This is a genomic window from Serratia sp. CMO1 (assembly GCF_015689115.1).
Taxonomy (GTDB): domain Bacteria; phylum Pseudomonadota; class Gammaproteobacteria; order Enterobacterales; family Enterobacteriaceae; genus Serratia; species Serratia marcescens.
This window is the reverse complement of record NZ_CP065032.1, coordinates 1,597,184-1,612,780: the sequence shown is the minus strand read 5'-3', so window position 1 is coordinate 1,612,780 and position 15,597 is coordinate 1,597,184. Positions and strand designations below refer to the sequence as shown.

Sequence of the window (15,597 nt, the reverse complement as noted above, 5' to 3'; positions counted from 1 at the left end):
TGCCGGCTCGCCTTTTATCTCTATTACCGGTGGGAAGACGGATCTATGGAAACGCGGCGCGAAGAACGTATCAACCGGTTAGTTCAGGCGTTAAAACGCGCTGACAAGATCCACCTGAAAGAAGCCGCCGCGCTGCTGGGGGTCTCGGAGATGACCATTCGCCGCGATCTGAGCGCCGAACCGGCGGCCGTGGTGTTGCTCGGCGGCTACGTGGTGACCGATCCGCGCAGCAACGGCGTGACCAACTACTTCGTTTCCGATCAAAAAGCCAAACAGGTCACGGAGAAACGGCGCATCGGACTGCTGGCAGCGCCGCTGATCAATGAAAACGACACGGTGTTTTTTGACTGCGGCACCACCACCCCGGCGATCATCGACGCCATCGCCGACGAGCTGGCTTTCACCGCCGTGTGTCATTCGCTGAACACCTTCCTGGCGCTGCAGGACAAACCGAACTGCAAGGTGGTTCTGTGCGGCGGCGAGTTCAAGCCGAACAACTACATCTTTTCCAGCGTCGGCGGCCGCAACGAACTCGATCACATCTGCCCGAACATCGCCTTTATCTCCGCCGCCGGCCTCAGCCTGCAGCACGGCGCCACCTGCTTCAACTTCGACGAGCTGGAAATGAAGCATCGCGCCATGGCGATGGCGCAGCAAAAGATCCTGGTGGCAGACCACAGCAAGTTCGGCAAAACCAAGCCGGCCTGCATCGGCCCGCTGACGCAGTTCGATCGGGTGATCACCGATCGCCAGCCGGGCGCCGACTTCCTGGCGTTCTTCAACGACAACGCCATCGCTATCCGCTATTAATCCGCCTTCAGCGCCGTCATAACCGACGGCGCACCGCGTCGATATCCCTCTTTCCCCGCCGGAAAATGAACAAATAATGCGCAATCAATTCGCGTTTTTCACTTATCCGCACGCAACATCAGGTTAATAAAATGCAACAGCTCACCCGAGTGATTATTTTTTCGCAGGCTAAACACGCGGTCGGCTGGGTGAATTAACGGCTATTTATGGCTTTTATATGATAAATCGTGCCAAAGGCCAGGAAGTTTAAATAAACGGCGGTTTACGCGATTGCAGCAAATCTCACCAATACCTGTTAGGTATCTGTTATTTATATGATGAATGGTTACGCATTTTTATCCGCTAACCACGTAAGTAATTTCCCTTCGTTACTAGCGGTGAGTTTTAAATAAAAATGATTAAAAACAAAAACATAAATTCGATTTACCTTAAAAACACAATGTGATCCACATCACTAAAACTGCTTAATCCGGGTTTTTAGCTAGATCCAAAACCACGCATAAAATATATTGCTCGGCTTGCTGCTGAGCACAGCGCTTTATCCGGCTAATTATTGTACAAGCCACATAATCGCAGAAATTTTTATGAGAGCGTTCTCAGCACAAAATCTTACACAAATGTGCAACAAATGCGCGAAAAATCGATGAAAAAGCAGATAACTGCACATATTACGCATTTGAGAGCAGGATCACGGTTGTTTCTACTGTAAATCGTTATCTTGCCGCCAACAAAAATCGACAGGCAATGACCTGTCGGCAGCGGTAACGACTTTTATCACCCGTGAAGGTGAAAAGTCTTTAGTGAATTACCCGGCGCTGTGCCTTGGTAATGAACGCAATAAACAACCAGGGGGACGCCAAAACATCCCCGCAAGCAACACCTGATTCTTACCGCAAGCGTTGCCTGAATAGGACGTTTGACGGTTTAACCTTAAGTTTTGCCTTTTAATTTTAAATTCGTGTTCACTTCGGAGATATTTATGGACACTACACAGACCGGCACAATTGCCTCTGCGGCCTCGGGCTCCAGCAGTACCTGGCGTAAAACGGATACCATGTGGATGTTGGGCCTGTACGGCACCGCCATCGGCGCAGGCGTCCTGTTCTTGCCCATCAACGCCGGCATCGGCGGTTTGATTCCTCTGATCATCATGGCCATCATCGCTTTCCCGATGACCTTCTTTGCCCACCGCGGCCTGTGCCGTTTCGTTCTGTCCGGCAAAAATCCCGGTGAAGACATCACCGCCGTGGTGGAAGAGCACTTCGGCATCACCGCCGGTAAACTGATCACCCTGCTGTACTTCTTCGCCATCTACCCGATTCTGTTGGTTTACAGCGTGGCGATCACCAATACCGTCGACAGCTTCATCACCCACCAGTTGGGCATGACGTCGCCGCCGCGCGCCATCCTGTCGCTGATCCTGATCGTCGGCCTGATGACCATCGTGCGCTTCGGTGAGCAGGCCATCGTGAAAACCATGAGCATCCTGGTCTTCCCGTTCGTAGCGGTGCTGATGCTGCTGGCGGTATACCTGATCCCTAACTGGACCGGCGCCATCTTCGAAAACGTGTCGCTGTCCGGCAGCGGTACCGGCATGGGTCACGGCCTGATCATGACTCTGTGGCTGGCGATCCCGGTGATGGTGTTCTCCTTCAACCACTCGCCGATCATCTCCGCCTTCGCCGTCGCCAAACGCGAAGAGTACGGCGCGGACGCCGAGAAGAAATGCTCCCGCATTCTGGCTTACGCGCACATCATGATGGTGCTGACCGTGATGTTCTTCGTGTTCAGCTGCGTGCTGAGCCTGACGCCGGAAAACCTGGCGGAAGCCAAGGCGCAGAACATCTCGATTCTGTCTTACCTGGCTAACCACTTTAACAACCCGATGATCGAGTACATCGCGCCGGTTATCGCCTTCGTCGCCATCACCAAATCGTTCCTGGGCCACTACCTGGGCGCCCGTGAAGGCTTCAACGGCTTGGTTGCCAAGTCAATGAAGAGCCGCGGAAAAACCGTCAGCACCGCCAAGCTGAACCGCATGACCGCTATCTTCATGCTGGTGACCACCTGGATCGTCGCCACCCTGAACCCGAGCATCCTGGGCATGATCGAAACCCTGGGTGGCCCAATCATCGCCATGCTGCTGTTCCTGATGCCGATGTACGCCATCCGTAAAGTGCCTGCCATGCGCAAGTACAGCGGCCACATCAGCAACGTATTTGTGGTTGTGATGGGTCTGATCGCCATCTCTGCTATCGTGTTCAGCCTGCTCGGCTAATCACGTCCGGCCGGCGCCGCTGCGCGCCGGCCCTCCCGCACTGCCCCCATTTCCCGTATTCACCGCCTGAAACCTGAAGAAGGAGGCGAGACCATGGTCAGCGTTTTCGATATTTTCAAAATTGGCATTGGCCCATCCAGTTCTCACACCGTTGGTCCGATGAAAGCCGGCAAACAGTTCATTGACGATCTGATCGCCCACCAGCAGCTGCAGGACACCACCCGCGTGGTGGTCGATGTGTACGGTTCGCTGTCGTTGACCGGTAAAGGCCACCATACCGATATCGCCATCATCATGGGCCTGGCCGGCAACCTGCCGCACGACGTGGACATCGACAGCATTCCGGGCTTTATCCGCGACGTCGAACAGCGCGGCCGCCTGCCGCTGGCCAACGGCCACCACGAGGTGGATTTCCCGCAGCATGGCGGCATGAATTTCCACGGCGATAACCTGCCGCTGCACGAAAACGGCATGCGCATCCGCGCCTTCGCCGGTGAACGCTTGCTGCACAGCAAAACCTATTACTCGATCGGCGGCGGTTTTATCGTCGACGAAGAGCACTTCGGCCAGTCCGCCGAGGGCGCAACGCCGGTGCCCTACCCGTTCAAATCGGCGCACGATTTGCAGCAGCATTGCAAAGAGACCGGGCTGTCGTTGTCCGGCCTGGTGATGCAGAACGAGCTGGCGCTGCGCAGCAAAGCGGATATCGACGCGCACTTCGCCGACGTCTGGCAGGTGATGAGCGCCGGTATTGAGCGCGGCATCAACACCGAAGGCCTGCTGCCCGGCCCGATGAAGGTGCCGCGCCGCGCCGCCGCGCTGCGCCGCATTCTGGTGACCGGAGACAAGAACAATATCGACCCGATGAACGTGGTCGATTGGATCAACATGTTCGCGCTGGCGGTCAACGAAGAGAACGCCGCCGGTGGCCGCGTGGTTACCGCCCCGACCAACGGCGCCTGCGGCATCATCCCTGCGGTGCTGGCCTACTACGACAAGTTCATCCGCCCGGTGAACGCCAATTCCTACACCCGCTACTTCCTGGCGTCCGGCGTGATTGGCGCGCTGTACAAGATGAACGCTTCGATCTCCGGCGCCGAAGTGGGTTGCCAGGGGGAAGTGGGCGTCGCCTGCTCGATGGCGGCGGCCGGGTTGACCGAGCTGCTGGGCGGCAGCCCGGCGCAGGTGTGCATCGCGGCGGAGATCGCCATGGAGCACCATTTGGGACTGACCTGCGATCCGCTCGCCGGCCAGGTTCAGGTGCCTTGCATCGAACGCAACGCCATTTCCGCCGTCAAGGCAGTCAATGCCGCGCGCATGGCGATGCGCCGCACCAGCGAACCGCGGGTTTGTCTGGATAAGGTCATCGAAACCATGTACGAAACCGGCAAAGACATGAACGCCAAATACCGCGAAACCTCACCGGGCGGGCTGGCGATCAAGGTCGTGGCCTGCAACTGATCGCCACGGTAAGGCACTTAAGGCGCCGGCCGGTCCGATTTGGCCGGCGCCGTCTCAATGCCGTTCCTTCCCTGCCGCAACGCCCGGCTGAATGCCGGTTCGAGCCCCATGGCGCCGGGACGGGCGCTGTGTCGCAGCCACCCATAAAGCTCGGCATTACGCCGGAATCCCATTTTGCGCATAACGCTCATCTTGTGGTTGCTGACGGTTTTCACGCTGATGTCCAGCATCCGTGCGATTTGCGTCACCCCCATCTCCCGCGTCATACAGCGCATGATCTCCTGTTCGCGCAGCGTCAGGCCGCGGTGCTGGCATATGCAGTTCCTGCCACAACCCGGCCTGCCCGGCCATTTGCTGCGCCGCTCCAGCTCGGCGCTCACCTGATACAGCGCCGAGACCAACGGCGTATCGTGGTAGATAACACCGGCCTCCAGCGCGCAACGGTTCCCAACGGTGCGCTTATGCCGCCCCTCCGGCGTTCGCAACGAGAAATACAGCGTTTTGCGCCCCGCGGTCTGCGTCTCAAAGAAGTGACAAAAACAGCTTTGCACGCCGGGAAGAAAATAGCAGAACACCAGATCGGCTTCGTGAACCTGCTGCGCATCCAGTAACAGCGTGCGCTTGCCGTAAGTGCTGAAGTGCAGCGCCAGAGCCTCCTGCCAGCCGGCGCTGAAGTAACGGTTTTCATCAAATAGCGCGATTTTTATCATCGTGTTCATCCCTGCCCTCCCGCCGTTCCGGCTTCCCGTTTAACCGCCTGAGCGCCCTTTGCCGGCGCCTGACTGTTGTCGATGCGTAATTCATAAATCATGGTGGCGTTAGGTGGCACTTTCGGCGGGTAGCCGGTTTCGCCGTAGGCCAGCGCCGGCGGCACAACCATCGTCAGCGAACCGTGGTTGTGCAGATGGCTTATCGCCTCCCTGAACAGCGGCGGATACTCGGACAGCGGTTGCGACAGCACCTTGCCGCTCAGTTCCATATCCTGGATCACCGTACCGTCGGTCAACTTCTCCTTCACGACCACATCGACCACCGCCGTTGGCGCCAGCGCGCCCTCCCCGGCGTAATCCACCCGATACCAAAAGCCCATCGCCGACTGCTTTACGCCCTTTTGTTGACTGAATCGCGCCAGGTAATCTTCATCACGCCGCCGCTGTTCGTTAACGCGTTTCTCACGCGCGGCCACGGCGGCGGCATCCGCCTGCGCCGTCAGCGCATCCAGTTCATCCGGCGGCAGCCGCAAACGCCCCGAGACGCTATCGATGACGCCCGCCAACAGGCTGTCGCGGTCCACCGGTACGCCCCAGCTTTGACGCGCCGCCACTACCCCCTGAATGTCCCGCCCCAGCGCACTGCCCGCCGCATAGGACAAACGCTTGCGTTCATCCTTCAACTGCTCCGGCGTCACTTCCCATTGCAGCCGCTTATGCAGCGCCAATAGCGCTTCGCGCGTCTGCTGGGTCACTTTCTGCTCACCGGCCCGCTTCTGCTCGCTCTCTTCCAACGCGGCGCGCAGAGCGTGCAACGCCTCCTGGTGCTCGCGTTGGCGTAGTGCAAGCGTCTGTGCCGATGCCTGCGCGGCAGATTCCAGCTCGGTAACGCGCCGTTCGGCCTGCGCCGCCGCCGCTCTGCTTTTGGCGGTTTCCTGCGTCGCCTGACGCAACAGCGCCTCGGCGCGCTGCGCATCGGGCGAACCGCGCCAGGCGGCGCCCAGCCCGGCGATCCACTGCTGAAGCGTTGACGAGTCCGGCAACGTCGCGACGGATGGCGTCGCTTTCTCCGCCCGCAACGCGGCGAGTTCCTGGCGCAACATCGTCAGTTCCATTCGCTGACGCGCCAGCTGTTGGTCACGCGCCAATAATTCCTGGGTCAGCGTAAAAGCTTTGGCCGATGAAGCAGGCTGGTTGGCGCCCGACGAGCGCTTTGCCGGCTCAGGCCTTTTTTGTCCCGCCCCGCGGTCGGCTGGCGCCGCTTTTTCGTTCGTCGGCACGGTGTTTTGCCGTTGATACTGCTCGGCAAACTGCAGCAGCGCCGGCACGCCGTCGTCCGCCAGCGCGACGCCGGAGAACAGCAGAGCGACGCAGCCCAGCAGGCGCAGCCTCATTTAATCTGCTCCCCGCGATCCGCCAAGCCGGTCAACACCGCCTGATTCACCCCGGCGCACAGATAGTTGACCTTATAGCGATACAGCGCATCCACCGTCGCCTGCGTGTCGCCGTTTACCCTGGCGCGCAGGCTGGCGTACTGCGAAGCGCCGCTCATCAGGCTGTCGAAGGCCTGCTTATAGCGCTGATACTGTTTCTCGTCGATCGCGCGCAATGCCCCCAGTTGCTGCTGGCACTGCTGCAGTTGCTCGGCCTCACGCTGCTTGCGCAAAGCCTCTTCTGACGGAGGTTGCACAACCTGATTTTTGGTGTTCACGGCGGGCTTGCCCGACTTTTGGCTTTGGCAAGCGGCGGCGCTCAACGCCAACAGGCACAGCAGCCCCATGCGCAGGGCGTGATTGACGTGCTTTCTCATCATTGCGTTTCTTGTCCTTGTAGACGCTTATTCGTATTCCAACGTAAAAGTGGCCACCGCGCTGAAGGTGCCGCGGCCGATGGACTTCGTCTGGATAGCCTCCGGCTCCCCTTGCACATAGGCCTGCAGCGTAAGCGTGGTGTTGCCGGCATTCAGGCGGAATTTATCGCTGGCGCGATTGAGCGGCAGCGCCTTGCCGCTGCTGTCCTCCAGCCCGATGCCGATCCCCGACGCCAGGCTGCCGGCATCCAACGCCAACAGGCCGGGCAGTTTGGCGTTCTCGGTGCCGGTAAACGTGATAGCCACCGTATTGCCCAGGCTGAGATCGCACTCGGTCAGGTGCAACGCGAAGGTTTGGCTGTGGGAGCGGGTGTTCAGATACAGGTATTTGTCGACGATGGTGCCGAAATCCAGCGGGATGTCCTCATCCCCTGGCTGAATGACGCACGGCTCGGCCACCAGCGTGCCGTGAAAGCGCATGTTTTCCGCCGCAGTCGCCGACTGCGCCATTATGCCGGCCGCCATGACCATGCCAGCCCCCAACAGCGCGCTCCGGCGCCGGTTCGTCTCTGTCGCGCGCATGACGCCACTCCCTTTGGTTGCGCTTGCGCCGACCGGGCGCAAGCGGCGTATTAGTCGTAGTAAAGCCGGAAATCGATCGCCGCACGGTAAGCGCCGGCGCTCAGCGTCGCCGGGGTGCGCACCGGCGTCACCGTGTACATCAGGGTGTTTTGTCCCGGCGTCAGCAATACCGGTTTGTTACGCGCGCCGAGGCGCACAGGCAGGCCGGTGGCATCTGCCAACTGCAACCCCAATCCGGTAACGCCGGCGACCCTGACCAACCCCGGCGCGTCGTCATCCGTCGGCGCGGCAAACGCCACGGACACCGCAGGCTGGCTGCCGCTCCAGGCCAGCACTCCGGTCCAGGCGTCGCGGTTGCTCGCCGGCGCCCGCAGACAGTCTTTCAGCGTCAGCTCGAACGCCACCGGCGTGCCGCGATCGCCCGGGCGCTGGAAGTGCGCCGTTCCCGTCTCACCCAACCACACTTCCTGACGAGCGGTGGTCATTTCCAGGCTGCAGGCGCTTTCCGTCAACGCACCGTAGACGTGGAGCGTGCCGTTCGCGCCCTCCACGTCCCAATTGTCTACCGCGCGGGCCGGCGGCATCAGCATCAGCATCGCGCCCGCCGTCAGCGGCACCATCAGCGCGGCCAATACCGTCAGGCCGATAGTGCGTCGCTGATGGCGCTCATAGGCCTTTCCCAACAGCATGGGGATCTTTCGTTGCATGATTCGTTCACTCCGCTGTGTTCACTCTGTCTTTCCTGCCTGCGCGCGGCTCGTCATTTGGCGGCCGGCACGGCCTGGCAGGCATTGCCGGCGCAGCGGAAGTTCAACTGCGGCCGCCCGCCGTAATCGTTGATGTACGCCAGCGACGGCGCGTTGCCGAGGCTCGCGGCGGAGACGTTCAGCGGGGCATTGGCCTTCGGCGCCACCATCAACGGTTCAAAGCCCGCCGCCCCTTTCCCGCCCTTGCCGGCGCTCGCCTCAACGATCGTCACGTAATACGGGGTCGGGTTGTTCACCACGTACTTGTCACCCTGCCGGGTCAGGGTCAGCTGCTCCTGCCACGGCGCCGCGTTCTTCTTCGGGGCGAGCGCCGCCGGGCGATAAAACATTTTGATGCGCGTCTGCAACGCTATCTGCAGCGTATTCGGCTTGTTGCTGCGCGGCGGGATTTCACGCAGGTTGAAGTAATACAGCGTCTCCCTGTCCTGCGGCAGCTGACGCGCGGCCGGCAGCGACTGGATCTTCACCTGGCTCGGTTTGCCCGGCTCCACCCGCTGCACCGGCGGCAACACGGTGAAAGGGCTTTGGATTTTGTTGCCGCGATCGTCTTCGATCCACCCCTGCGCCAGATACGGCAACTGTTTGTTCTGGTTACTGATGTTGAGACTGACCGTTTTCAGGTCGCCGTCGAAAATCACGCGCGTGCGATCCAGCGCGATAGCCGCATGAGCGGGCAGGCCGACCGCGCCGAGCGTCAATGCGGCGGCGAGCGGGCCCACAAGGGAAACGGTCTTTCTGGTCATAGTCAGATTCATCATGTCTTCACGGTTCCAGTCGGCCGAAGGCGGGCAATCCCGCCCCGGCGGTTTAGCGGCGGAGCGCACTCCGCCGGGTGTAAGTCAGTTGGCGTCAGCCGCCGGCTTGTTGCCGGCAAGAGGACGGCAAGGCAGCAGCAGCGTGTTCATCAGCATTTCGGCCGGCAACGGCGCCGGCAGCTGGATTTCACACTGCGCCGCGCCGTTCCAATGCACGCTCATACGCTCGCCGGGGTTGAGGCCGGACAGGTAAACGCTGCCGCCGTCATTGATGATGCCGGTCTCCTGTTTACGGGCATTCAACACCGTGGCGCCGAATGGAGGCTCGCTGCCGTCCGCCAGTTTGACGATCGCCATCGCCTTCTCGCCGGCAATCACCTCAAACTTGCGGTAGCCGATGGCTCCCTCGGTCAACGTGGCCTGCACCACGGAACGCGTCGCCTCGACGTTGTCGCTCAGGCTGTTGAGATCAATGCTGGCCTTATTGCGGTAGTAGCTGTTTACATCCGCCACCACCGCTTTGCCGTAACGGTTGGTCAGCACCGTACTGCCGTAGCCGCGTACCGGCACGCCGGCGACGCCTTCGGTATCGAGCAGCAAGCGTGTGCCGCCCGGCGTATTGACACGGTGCAGCACCGCCCCTTCCGCCGCCATCGTCAGGCCGCCCTGCGCGCCGATGCCGACGGCGCTATAGCGGCCGGCCTGGTAGCTGGCGTTGGCGTTGATCTGCGCCATATCGCCCTGATGGCTGTAATAGCCGCTGGCCGTCGCCCCGCTGCGTGCGGCGCCGGCGCTGATCTGATAGTTGTTGTGTTCATCGACCCGGTTGTAGTAACCGACCCGGTGGGCGTTCTCTTCGCGATCGAGCGTCATGTTGTAACTGAGCGTGCCCGCGCTGCCCCAGGGCAGCGACAGCGACAGATACATCCCGTCGTCATTGCGTTCGTTATAGCGGTTGCGGTAGGCCGACAGCGACACGCTGACGCTTTTGAAATCGCCGATATCGAAGTAGCGCGATACCATCAGGTTGTAACGATCGTTCGGCGCCCGATCCCAGTAGGTTTGGTGGCTGTAGTTGAGATAGGTGCTCAACCCCAGATCGCGGAACTGTTTGTTGAAGGTGATGGTGTACATTTCCTTGCTCTTGCCGCTGCGTCCTCCTTCGTAACGCGCATCGAGGTAGTCCCCCATGCTCATGAAGTCCTCCTGGGAGAAGCGGTAGCCGGCGAAGGTGATCTGGCTGTCGTACTGGTCGAAGTTCTTCGAATAGCTCAACCGGTACGAACCGCCGGTCAGAGCGCCCTCCTGCGGCAAGCGCGCACGCGACTGCGTGGCATCGAACGACAACGCCCCCAGCGCCATCAGATCGCGCCCGATCCCCAGCGACAGCGCGTTGTAATCGCCGCCGGCGATGCCCCCGCCGTACAGCGACCAGCCGTTGCTGATGCCCCAGGAGAACTCACCGGTGCCGAACATCGGCCCGCGCAGGTGATGCCCCCATTCCGACGGCTTGCCCGTCGCCAGCTTGTAACGCACCGTACCCGGTCGCGTCAGATAAGGGATGTTGGCGGTGTTCATCTTGAACTCCTGCACGCTGCCGTCTTGCTCTTCGACGCGTACGTCCAGCTCGCCGGAAACCGCGTCGTTGATGTCCTGAATGCGGAATGGCCCCGCCGCCACCTGCGTCTCATACAGCACGCGCCCCTGTTGGCTGACCACCACCTTGGCGTTGGTTTTCGCCACGCCCGTCACTTCCGGCGCATAGCCGCGCAGGTTGGGCGGCAACATGCTGTCGTCGGATCGCAGACTGACGCCGGTAAAACGCAGGCTGTCGAAAATGTCGGAGTTCAGATAATCCTCCCCCATCGTCAGCCGCGAGCGCAGCGCCGGAATAGCCCGATAGGCGTAATAGCGGCTCCAGTCGAACTGTTTGTCGGTCGACTGAGAAGAACCGGTCTGATGGTTGAGATTAGCCTGCCAATCGGCGCGTAGACGCCAGGCGCCCAGATTGGCGCCGCCGGTGCCGTTGCCGCTCAGGCTGTAACTGCTGCCGCCTTTCTGATGTTTTTGCGTTTGAGCATTGACGTTATAGTCAAACAGCAGCCCGGGAATACCGTCATCCCAGCGCGAAGGCGGATCCCAGTTTTCCGAGCTGTATTCCAGATAGGCCTGAGGAATATTGAGGTACAGCGAGGAGCTGGCAAGATCGCCGCGGGCTTCCATCCCAGCCAGGCTGGAGGCGTTAAGGCAACGGCCGCCGTGCGTCCAGTTCAACGTGCTCAACAGTTTTTCTTTCAGCCCCAGTTGGTTGACCAACTCCGGCGAAAGACAGGCTTCGCTGCCTTTAGGATCGTTCTCGGGCGCCATAAACGTCACCGGCTGTTCCGGCAGGTCGTTCTTATTGACGTGCACCACCATGGTATAAACACCCGGCATGATGTAGCCGCTGCGCGTAAACTGGCTCAGATCGATATTTTTACGATCGTTGATGTCCAAGACGTCAGTATTGAATTGAATAACGTCGGCGGCATAAACCAACGCGATCGGATTTCCCAGAGAAAGGGCGACACAGAGCCCCAAGGCCTGAAGACGAAATAACTTCCCTGCCGGTGAAAGCATAATAAAGTCCTTTCAATAACGAATTAACCGTCAGTACGAGAAAAAATCAAAAATAATCCAGCTTAAAACGCACTGTGGAAAAATACGCTCCCACCTTCAACGGCTGGTGATTCGGCATTAACGTCATGGAATAATTCAGCACTCGGCTCCCCGGTATTATTCCCTCCATCGGCAACGGCTCCCCTGGAATAACCGGCCTGCCGCGGCTGTCTTTTATCTTCAATGCGATGCCGCGCGCATCGCCCTGTACGCCAAACAAAACGCCTTCCGCCAAACCGTCAAACGTGACCTGAAAGAATTTCCAATCAGGCTTGTTTTCCGGACGTTCCAAAATGCAATTAACCAATTCAATACTGAAAGGTTTAGTCATCCCCTGGCCGTCACGAATGATCTGTCCGATAGGAAGAGTGTCCATATCGATAGTCTGATCGCGGCTGCCGGCGGCAATGGCGCAGGCAGTGTCGATAATGGCGCCGTGCATACTGACTTTGCCCCACCCCTGTGCGGCGGAAATTGCACTGCCGGGCGCAAACGCCAACGACGCCAAAAGAACGGCACCCGCTCGATTCCTTGAAAAAAACATCGCGACATTCCTTTGACACAGAGAGTCACCAGGCATGCGGCGTACCCCATGCCTGGTTGATTAAGCCTGCTGTCTCACTTACTGATAAGCCAGAGTGAAGTCGGCTACGGCGGTGAAATCGCCCGGAACGATGGCTGCGGAAGCGCCTTCACCCTGCAGGTAAGCGGCGAAGTTCAGGCTGTTGTTGCCAGTATTCAGCGTCTGTGCCGCAGTCGCCTGACCCAGTTTGATCGGCTGGCCGCCATAAGTGATTGCTACGCCGGCGCCGCTGGCGGTCCCCGCGATACCCAACAGATCCTTGTTGGTTGACGATGCAATGCCGCTGAAGGTGGTTTTAACGGTTTTCAGCGTAGTGGTATCACACTGCTCCAGCTTGATTTCAAATGGACGCGGGTTGGATTTGCCGCCGTTTTTCAACGCCACGTTAGAAACCTGGCCCAGATCTACGGTCTGATCGATAGACTCGGGTGCAATAGAGCATGGCGCATCAATAATAGAACCCGTGAAGGTCACTTTACCGTGTCCCTGATCGGCTGCCTGTTCAAAAGAACTTGCGCCAAATGCAATCACTGCAGCCATCATGACTTTGTTAAGTTTCATAGAACCTATATTCCTTATAAGAAAAAATGCATATTCCAATCAAGAAAAAGAGCAACAGGAAATCTGCTCGCGCTTATATATACGCAGCCCTGATTCTTTAGCATCTTGCTGGTTGGTTAACTGCCAAAACCCAAAAATACCGACAATAAACACGTCGATAACGGCAAGTCTGCAGCGGCCTGCCCATTAATGAACTCGTCATATAAAAATAAACGAAATCACAACAAGCAGAGACCAATACTTTCTAACCCGCCCTTCTTGTCTGGCGATGAATATTCTGGCAAATGCCCACCAGCAAAAAAAGTCTTTTTTTGATCAAGACGAACATTCGCAATTTATTTCCTAATTAAAGTTAATTTAGTGTTATTTTTAGGCTCATAGATCGTAAAAAATACTTTTATAGTGCAATATCCTGTTTTTCTCTGTTTCACAATTAATCAGATCGCAAAGCAGCTCTTTGTGAATATAATAAACCAAAACTTTAGGTTTCTGCGTGACACTCCCCCAGCCTGCAAACAGGTAAGAACGGAGTGGGAACCCCCTTTTTTTCAATCCTGATAAATAGATAGGATTTTTCTTGATTCGCGATTTACCTCGTTATTGGTAGGCAGTGAAACTTTGTTTTTTCTTAGGAATACAGCAATCGAAATACAGAGGAAGTGCTATGGAAGCGTTATCTCCAAAACAAAAGGAAATACGGCAATTGCAGCACGATCTGCTGCAAACATTATTCGCGCAGTCGCCCCGTCAATGTCCCGACACCGGACTGCCACCTCAGCATCTGTGGTTGTCTACCCGGCAACTGGCCAACGCCGTCAACGTCGGGGTTTACCGCGCCCGGCTACTGCTGTTGGAGCTCGTCGCCAAACAAGAAGTGCTCGTAACGGACGGCTCCATCAACAACTCGTTGAGGTGGTACCCCACTGCCCTACTGCCAGCTGGCAACAAGGAAATACCAGGAATAGATGCGCCTTATTCTCGTTTAACGGAATAACGCCGGCACAGTCAGCCTAATTAGCCCTATTTCATGGCGGCACCTAACCAAATGACACTATATAATCGGGATATTATTGTGAGAAAAACAACCATCCTATTTTTACAACACTGCCTGGCATTATCTTTCTTCGTACTCATTGGTAACGCCAATGCATTTACTTGTAAAACCTCCGACGGCGGGAGCATTGGTCAGGGTGGTTCAATGACGCCGGTCGACGTCAGGGTAAAGATAGGCCCTGAATTGTCCATCGGGAAAAATGAAATCGTCAACGTCAGTCAGGTGACCTGTAAAAACGACGTCGCCAGCTGGAAAGATATTTTACTCACCGGCAGCCCGGCGTTGTCGATGAACACCGCCATTTTCGGTACGCTTGCCAACGGCATGACAATCAACGGCACCGACTACTTATCCCCGATCCAATCAGGTATCCAGGTGATGACGATTACCGGCCTAAACAGTGCCAGCATTTCCATCAGGGTTTACATCGTGCTCAACCGTTCGCCGACGCAGGATATCAAGGTGAACAAGGGCGACGTCATCGGCCAAATCAACTTTGAACAAAAAAATGACCAGTCAGGTTGCCCAAAGTGTGGGCCTTACCGGTGGCGCCTGATCGCCGACAACGACGCCTACTTCGTCACCACCAGTTGCACTATCAACAACGGCCAGCAGATTAACGTCGACTTTGGGCAGATCCGCCAGGACTTCCTCACGCAGAGCGCCAGCGACGCCCAACTCAAACAGGACAAGGCGCTCAGCTACCGGTGTGACGATCAGAGCGCGACACAAGACATTTTGGTTCGCATGGTCAGCGATGCCAGCGGCTTCTCCAGCGATTTCATCAAGACCTCCAATCCTAATGTCGGCGTAGCCATGGTGCACAATGGCGCGGTGGTGAAACCCAACAATACGTTCAGAACGCGCATCGTCAACGGGCTGGGCAACGACACCGTCACCTTTGTGCCAGTGAAGAACAATGTGCCTTACACCAGTATCGCCACCGGTCCGATGTCAGGCTCGGCCACGCTGATCTTCAGCGCACCTTGAGACGGGAACCCAAATGAACATGATGAGGAAAACGCGCTGCGCTCTGCTGTTTACGCTGGGTGTGATCAGCGCCGCCCCCCAGGCCGCCGACCAGGGCACCAAGGTCAGTATCACCGCCACCGTGGTGGCGCCTCCGCCTTGCGTGATCAACGACGGGCGCACCATCGATATCGACTTCGGCAAGGTCGGCATCAAACGTATCGACGGTAATCGCTATATGCAACGCATCGATTACAGCATCAAGTGTGAGTTTCTGGATAACAGCCGCCAGTTGAAAATGAAGATCATGGGCAGCGCGGCGGCCTTTGACAGCAGCGTGTTGAACAGCAGCGTCAATGGGCTGGGCATCAAACTGCTGGCCAACGGCAAGGCTTTCGCCATCAATACGCCGCTGAACATCGACTACGCCAATCCGCCGACGCTTGATGCGGTGCCGGTGAAAAACAGCGCCGTCACCCTGGCGGAAGGTGACTTCTCCAGCGGAGCCACCATGCTGGTGGACTATTTTTAATAGCGCCGCTTCGGCCGGATACTGAAAATAAAAAAAGCCGCAACGTCTCCGTTGCGGCTTGGTCGAG

Annotated in this window: 15 protein-coding genes; 6 read left to right on the top strand and 9 right to left on the bottom strand. The window is 58.0% G+C overall.

Annotated elements, in window-relative coordinates; genetic code table 11:
* Positions 1-45: 45 nt before the first annotated feature.
* The 3 genes from deoR to IT763_RS07625 all read left to right on the top strand — a co-directional run bounded on the left by deoR (position 46) and on the right by IT763_RS07625 (position 4,549).
* Positions 46-810, top strand: coding sequence for a DNA-binding transcriptional repressor DeoR (gene deoR / locus IT763_RS07635; protein WP_016928372.1), 765 nt, complete (start codon positions 46-48; stop codon positions 808-810).
* A 979-nt stretch (positions 811-1,789) separates the two neighbouring features.
* Entirely contained in the window at positions 1,790-3,088 is a 1,299-nt protein-coding gene (locus IT763_RS07630) for an HAAAP family serine/threonine permease (RefSeq protein WP_004938697.1), read from the top strand.
* A 93-nt stretch (positions 3,089-3,181) separates the two neighbouring features.
* Positions 3,182-4,549, top strand: coding sequence for an L-serine ammonia-lyase (locus tag IT763_RS07625; protein WP_206195307.1), 1,368 nt, complete (start codon positions 3,182-3,184; stop codon positions 4,547-4,549).
* Positions 4,550-4,566: 17 nt separating this feature from the next.
* On the opposite strand, the gene IT763_RS07620 is transcribed toward IT763_RS07625, so the two are convergent.
* The 9 genes from IT763_RS07620 to IT763_RS07580 form a co-directional block, all read right to left on the bottom strand.
* On the bottom strand, positions 4,567-5,268 hold the full coding sequence (locus IT763_RS07620; protein ID WP_206195306.1) for a helix-turn-helix transcriptional regulator: 702 nt from the start codon (positions 5,266-5,268) through the stop codon (positions 4,567-4,569).
* Entirely contained in the window at positions 5,265-6,653 is a 1,389-nt protein-coding gene (locus IT763_RS07615; protein ID WP_151254356.1) for an FKBP-type peptidyl-prolyl cis-trans isomerase N-terminal domain-containing protein, read from the bottom strand. Before IT763_RS07615 ends, IT763_RS07620 begins: the two co-directional genes overlap by 4 nt.
* Positions 6,650-7,072 (bottom strand): hypothetical protein, encoded by a 423-nt coding sequence (locus IT763_RS07610; protein WP_016928377.1) that lies wholly within the window; start codon positions 7,070-7,072, stop codon positions 6,650-6,652. The genes IT763_RS07615 and IT763_RS07610 overlap by 4 nt, the downstream gene beginning before the upstream one ends.
* A 24-nt stretch (positions 7,073-7,096) precedes the next feature.
* Positions 7,097-7,651: a fimbrial protein gene (locus IT763_RS07605; RefSeq protein WP_028127969.1), complete on the bottom strand. Its 555-nt coding sequence runs from the start codon at positions 7,649-7,651 to the stop codon at positions 7,097-7,099.
* 50 nt (positions 7,652-7,701) lie between these two features.
* Positions 7,702-8,340, bottom strand: a complete 639-nt coding sequence (locus IT763_RS07600) for a fimbrial protein (RefSeq protein WP_033640839.1) — start codon at positions 8,338-8,340, stop codon at positions 7,702-7,704.
* A 71-nt stretch (positions 8,341-8,411) separates the two neighbouring features.
* Positions 8,412-9,176 (bottom strand): fimbria/pilus periplasmic chaperone, encoded by a 765-nt coding sequence (locus IT763_RS07595; protein ID WP_079451001.1) that lies wholly within the window; start codon positions 9,174-9,176, stop codon positions 8,412-8,414.
* An 81-nt stretch (positions 9,177-9,257) separates the two neighbouring features.
* Positions 9,258-11,792 (bottom strand): outer membrane usher protein, encoded by a 2,535-nt coding sequence (locus tag IT763_RS07590; RefSeq protein ID WP_075205891.1) that lies wholly within the window; start codon positions 11,790-11,792, stop codon positions 9,258-9,260.
* Positions 11,793-11,838: 46 nt separating this feature from the next.
* Positions 11,839-12,375 (bottom strand): fimbrial protein, encoded by a 537-nt coding sequence (locus tag IT763_RS07585; RefSeq protein ID WP_016928382.1) that lies wholly within the window; start codon positions 12,373-12,375, stop codon positions 11,839-11,841.
* Positions 12,376-12,453: 78 nt separating this feature from the next.
* Positions 12,454-12,975 (bottom strand): fimbrial protein, encoded by a 522-nt coding sequence (locus IT763_RS07580; RefSeq protein ID WP_206195305.1) that lies wholly within the window; start codon positions 12,973-12,975, stop codon positions 12,454-12,456.
* Positions 12,976-13,639: 664 nt separating this feature from the next.
* On the opposite strand from IT763_RS07580, the gene IT763_RS07575 reads away from it, so the two are divergent.
* From IT763_RS07575 to IT763_RS07565, 3 genes are all read left to right on the top strand, one after another.
* Entirely contained in the window at positions 13,640-13,969 is a 330-nt protein-coding gene (locus tag IT763_RS07575; protein WP_016928383.1) for a hypothetical protein, read from the top strand.
* Positions 13,970-14,173: 204 nt separating this feature from the next.
* Complete coding sequence (locus IT763_RS07570; protein WP_228988424.1) at positions 14,174-15,019, top strand: fimbrial protein; 846 nt, start codon at positions 14,174-14,176, stop codon at positions 15,017-15,019.
* A 19-nt stretch (positions 15,020-15,038) separates the two neighbouring features.
* Complete coding sequence (locus IT763_RS07565; RefSeq protein WP_228009660.1) at positions 15,039-15,530, top strand: fimbrial protein; 492 nt, start codon at positions 15,039-15,041, stop codon at positions 15,528-15,530.
* Positions 15,531-15,597: the final 67 nt, after the last annotated feature.

What these genes read in the sequence shown, in the direction of transcription:
- IT763_RS07630 (WP_004938697.1), top strand. Translation starts at nt 1,790, where the DNA reads ATGGACACTACACAGACCGGCACAATTGCCTCTGCGGCCTCGGGCTCC.
- IT763_RS07610 (WP_016928377.1), bottom strand. Translation starts at nt 7,072, where the DNA reads ATGATGAGAAAGCACGTCAATCACGCCCTGCGCATGGGGCTGCTGTGC.
- IT763_RS07605 (WP_028127969.1), bottom strand. Translation starts at nt 7,651, where the DNA reads ATGCGCGCGACAGAGACGAACCGGCGCCGGAGCGCGCTGTTGGGGGCT.
- IT763_RS07600 (WP_033640839.1), bottom strand. Translation starts at nt 8,340, where the DNA reads ATGCTGTTGGGAAAGGCCTATGAGCGCCATCAGCGACGCACTATCGGC.
- deoR (WP_016928372.1), top strand. Translation starts at nt 46, where the DNA reads ATGGAAACGCGGCGCGAAGAACGTATCAACCGGTTAGTTCAGGCGTTA.
- IT763_RS07615 (WP_151254356.1), bottom strand. Translation starts at nt 6,653, where the DNA reads ATGAGGCTGCGCCTGCTGGGCTGCGTCGCTCTGCTGTTCTCCGGCGTC.
- IT763_RS07580 (WP_206195305.1), bottom strand. Translation starts at nt 12,975, where the DNA reads ATGAAACTTAACAAAGTCATGATGGCTGCAGTGATTGCATTTGGCGCA.
- IT763_RS07620 (WP_206195306.1), bottom strand. Translation starts at nt 5,268, where the DNA reads ATGAACACGATGATAAAAATCGCGCTATTTGATGAAAACCGTTACTTC.
- IT763_RS07575 (WP_016928383.1), top strand. Translation starts at nt 13,640, where the DNA reads ATGGAAGCGTTATCTCCAAAACAAAAGGAAATACGGCAATTGCAGCAC.
- IT763_RS07585 (WP_016928382.1), bottom strand. Translation starts at nt 12,375, where the DNA reads ATGTTTTTTTCAAGGAATCGAGCGGGTGCCGTTCTTTTGGCGTCGTTG.
- IT763_RS07595 (WP_079451001.1), bottom strand. Translation starts at nt 9,176, where the DNA reads ATGATGAATCTGACTATGACCAGAAAGACCGTTTCCCTTGTGGGCCCG.
- IT763_RS07625 (WP_206195307.1), top strand. Translation starts at nt 3,182, where the DNA reads ATGGTCAGCGTTTTCGATATTTTCAAAATTGGCATTGGCCCATCCAGT.
- IT763_RS07570 (WP_228988424.1), top strand. Translation starts at nt 14,174, where the DNA reads ATGACGCCGGTCGACGTCAGGGTAAAGATAGGCCCTGAATTGTCCATC.
- IT763_RS07565 (WP_228009660.1), top strand. Translation starts at nt 15,039, where the DNA reads ATGATGAGGAAAACGCGCTGCGCTCTGCTGTTTACGCTGGGTGTGATC.
- IT763_RS07590 (WP_075205891.1), bottom strand. Translation starts at nt 11,792, where the DNA reads ATGCTTTCACCGGCAGGGAAGTTATTTCGTCTTCAGGCCTTGGGGCTC.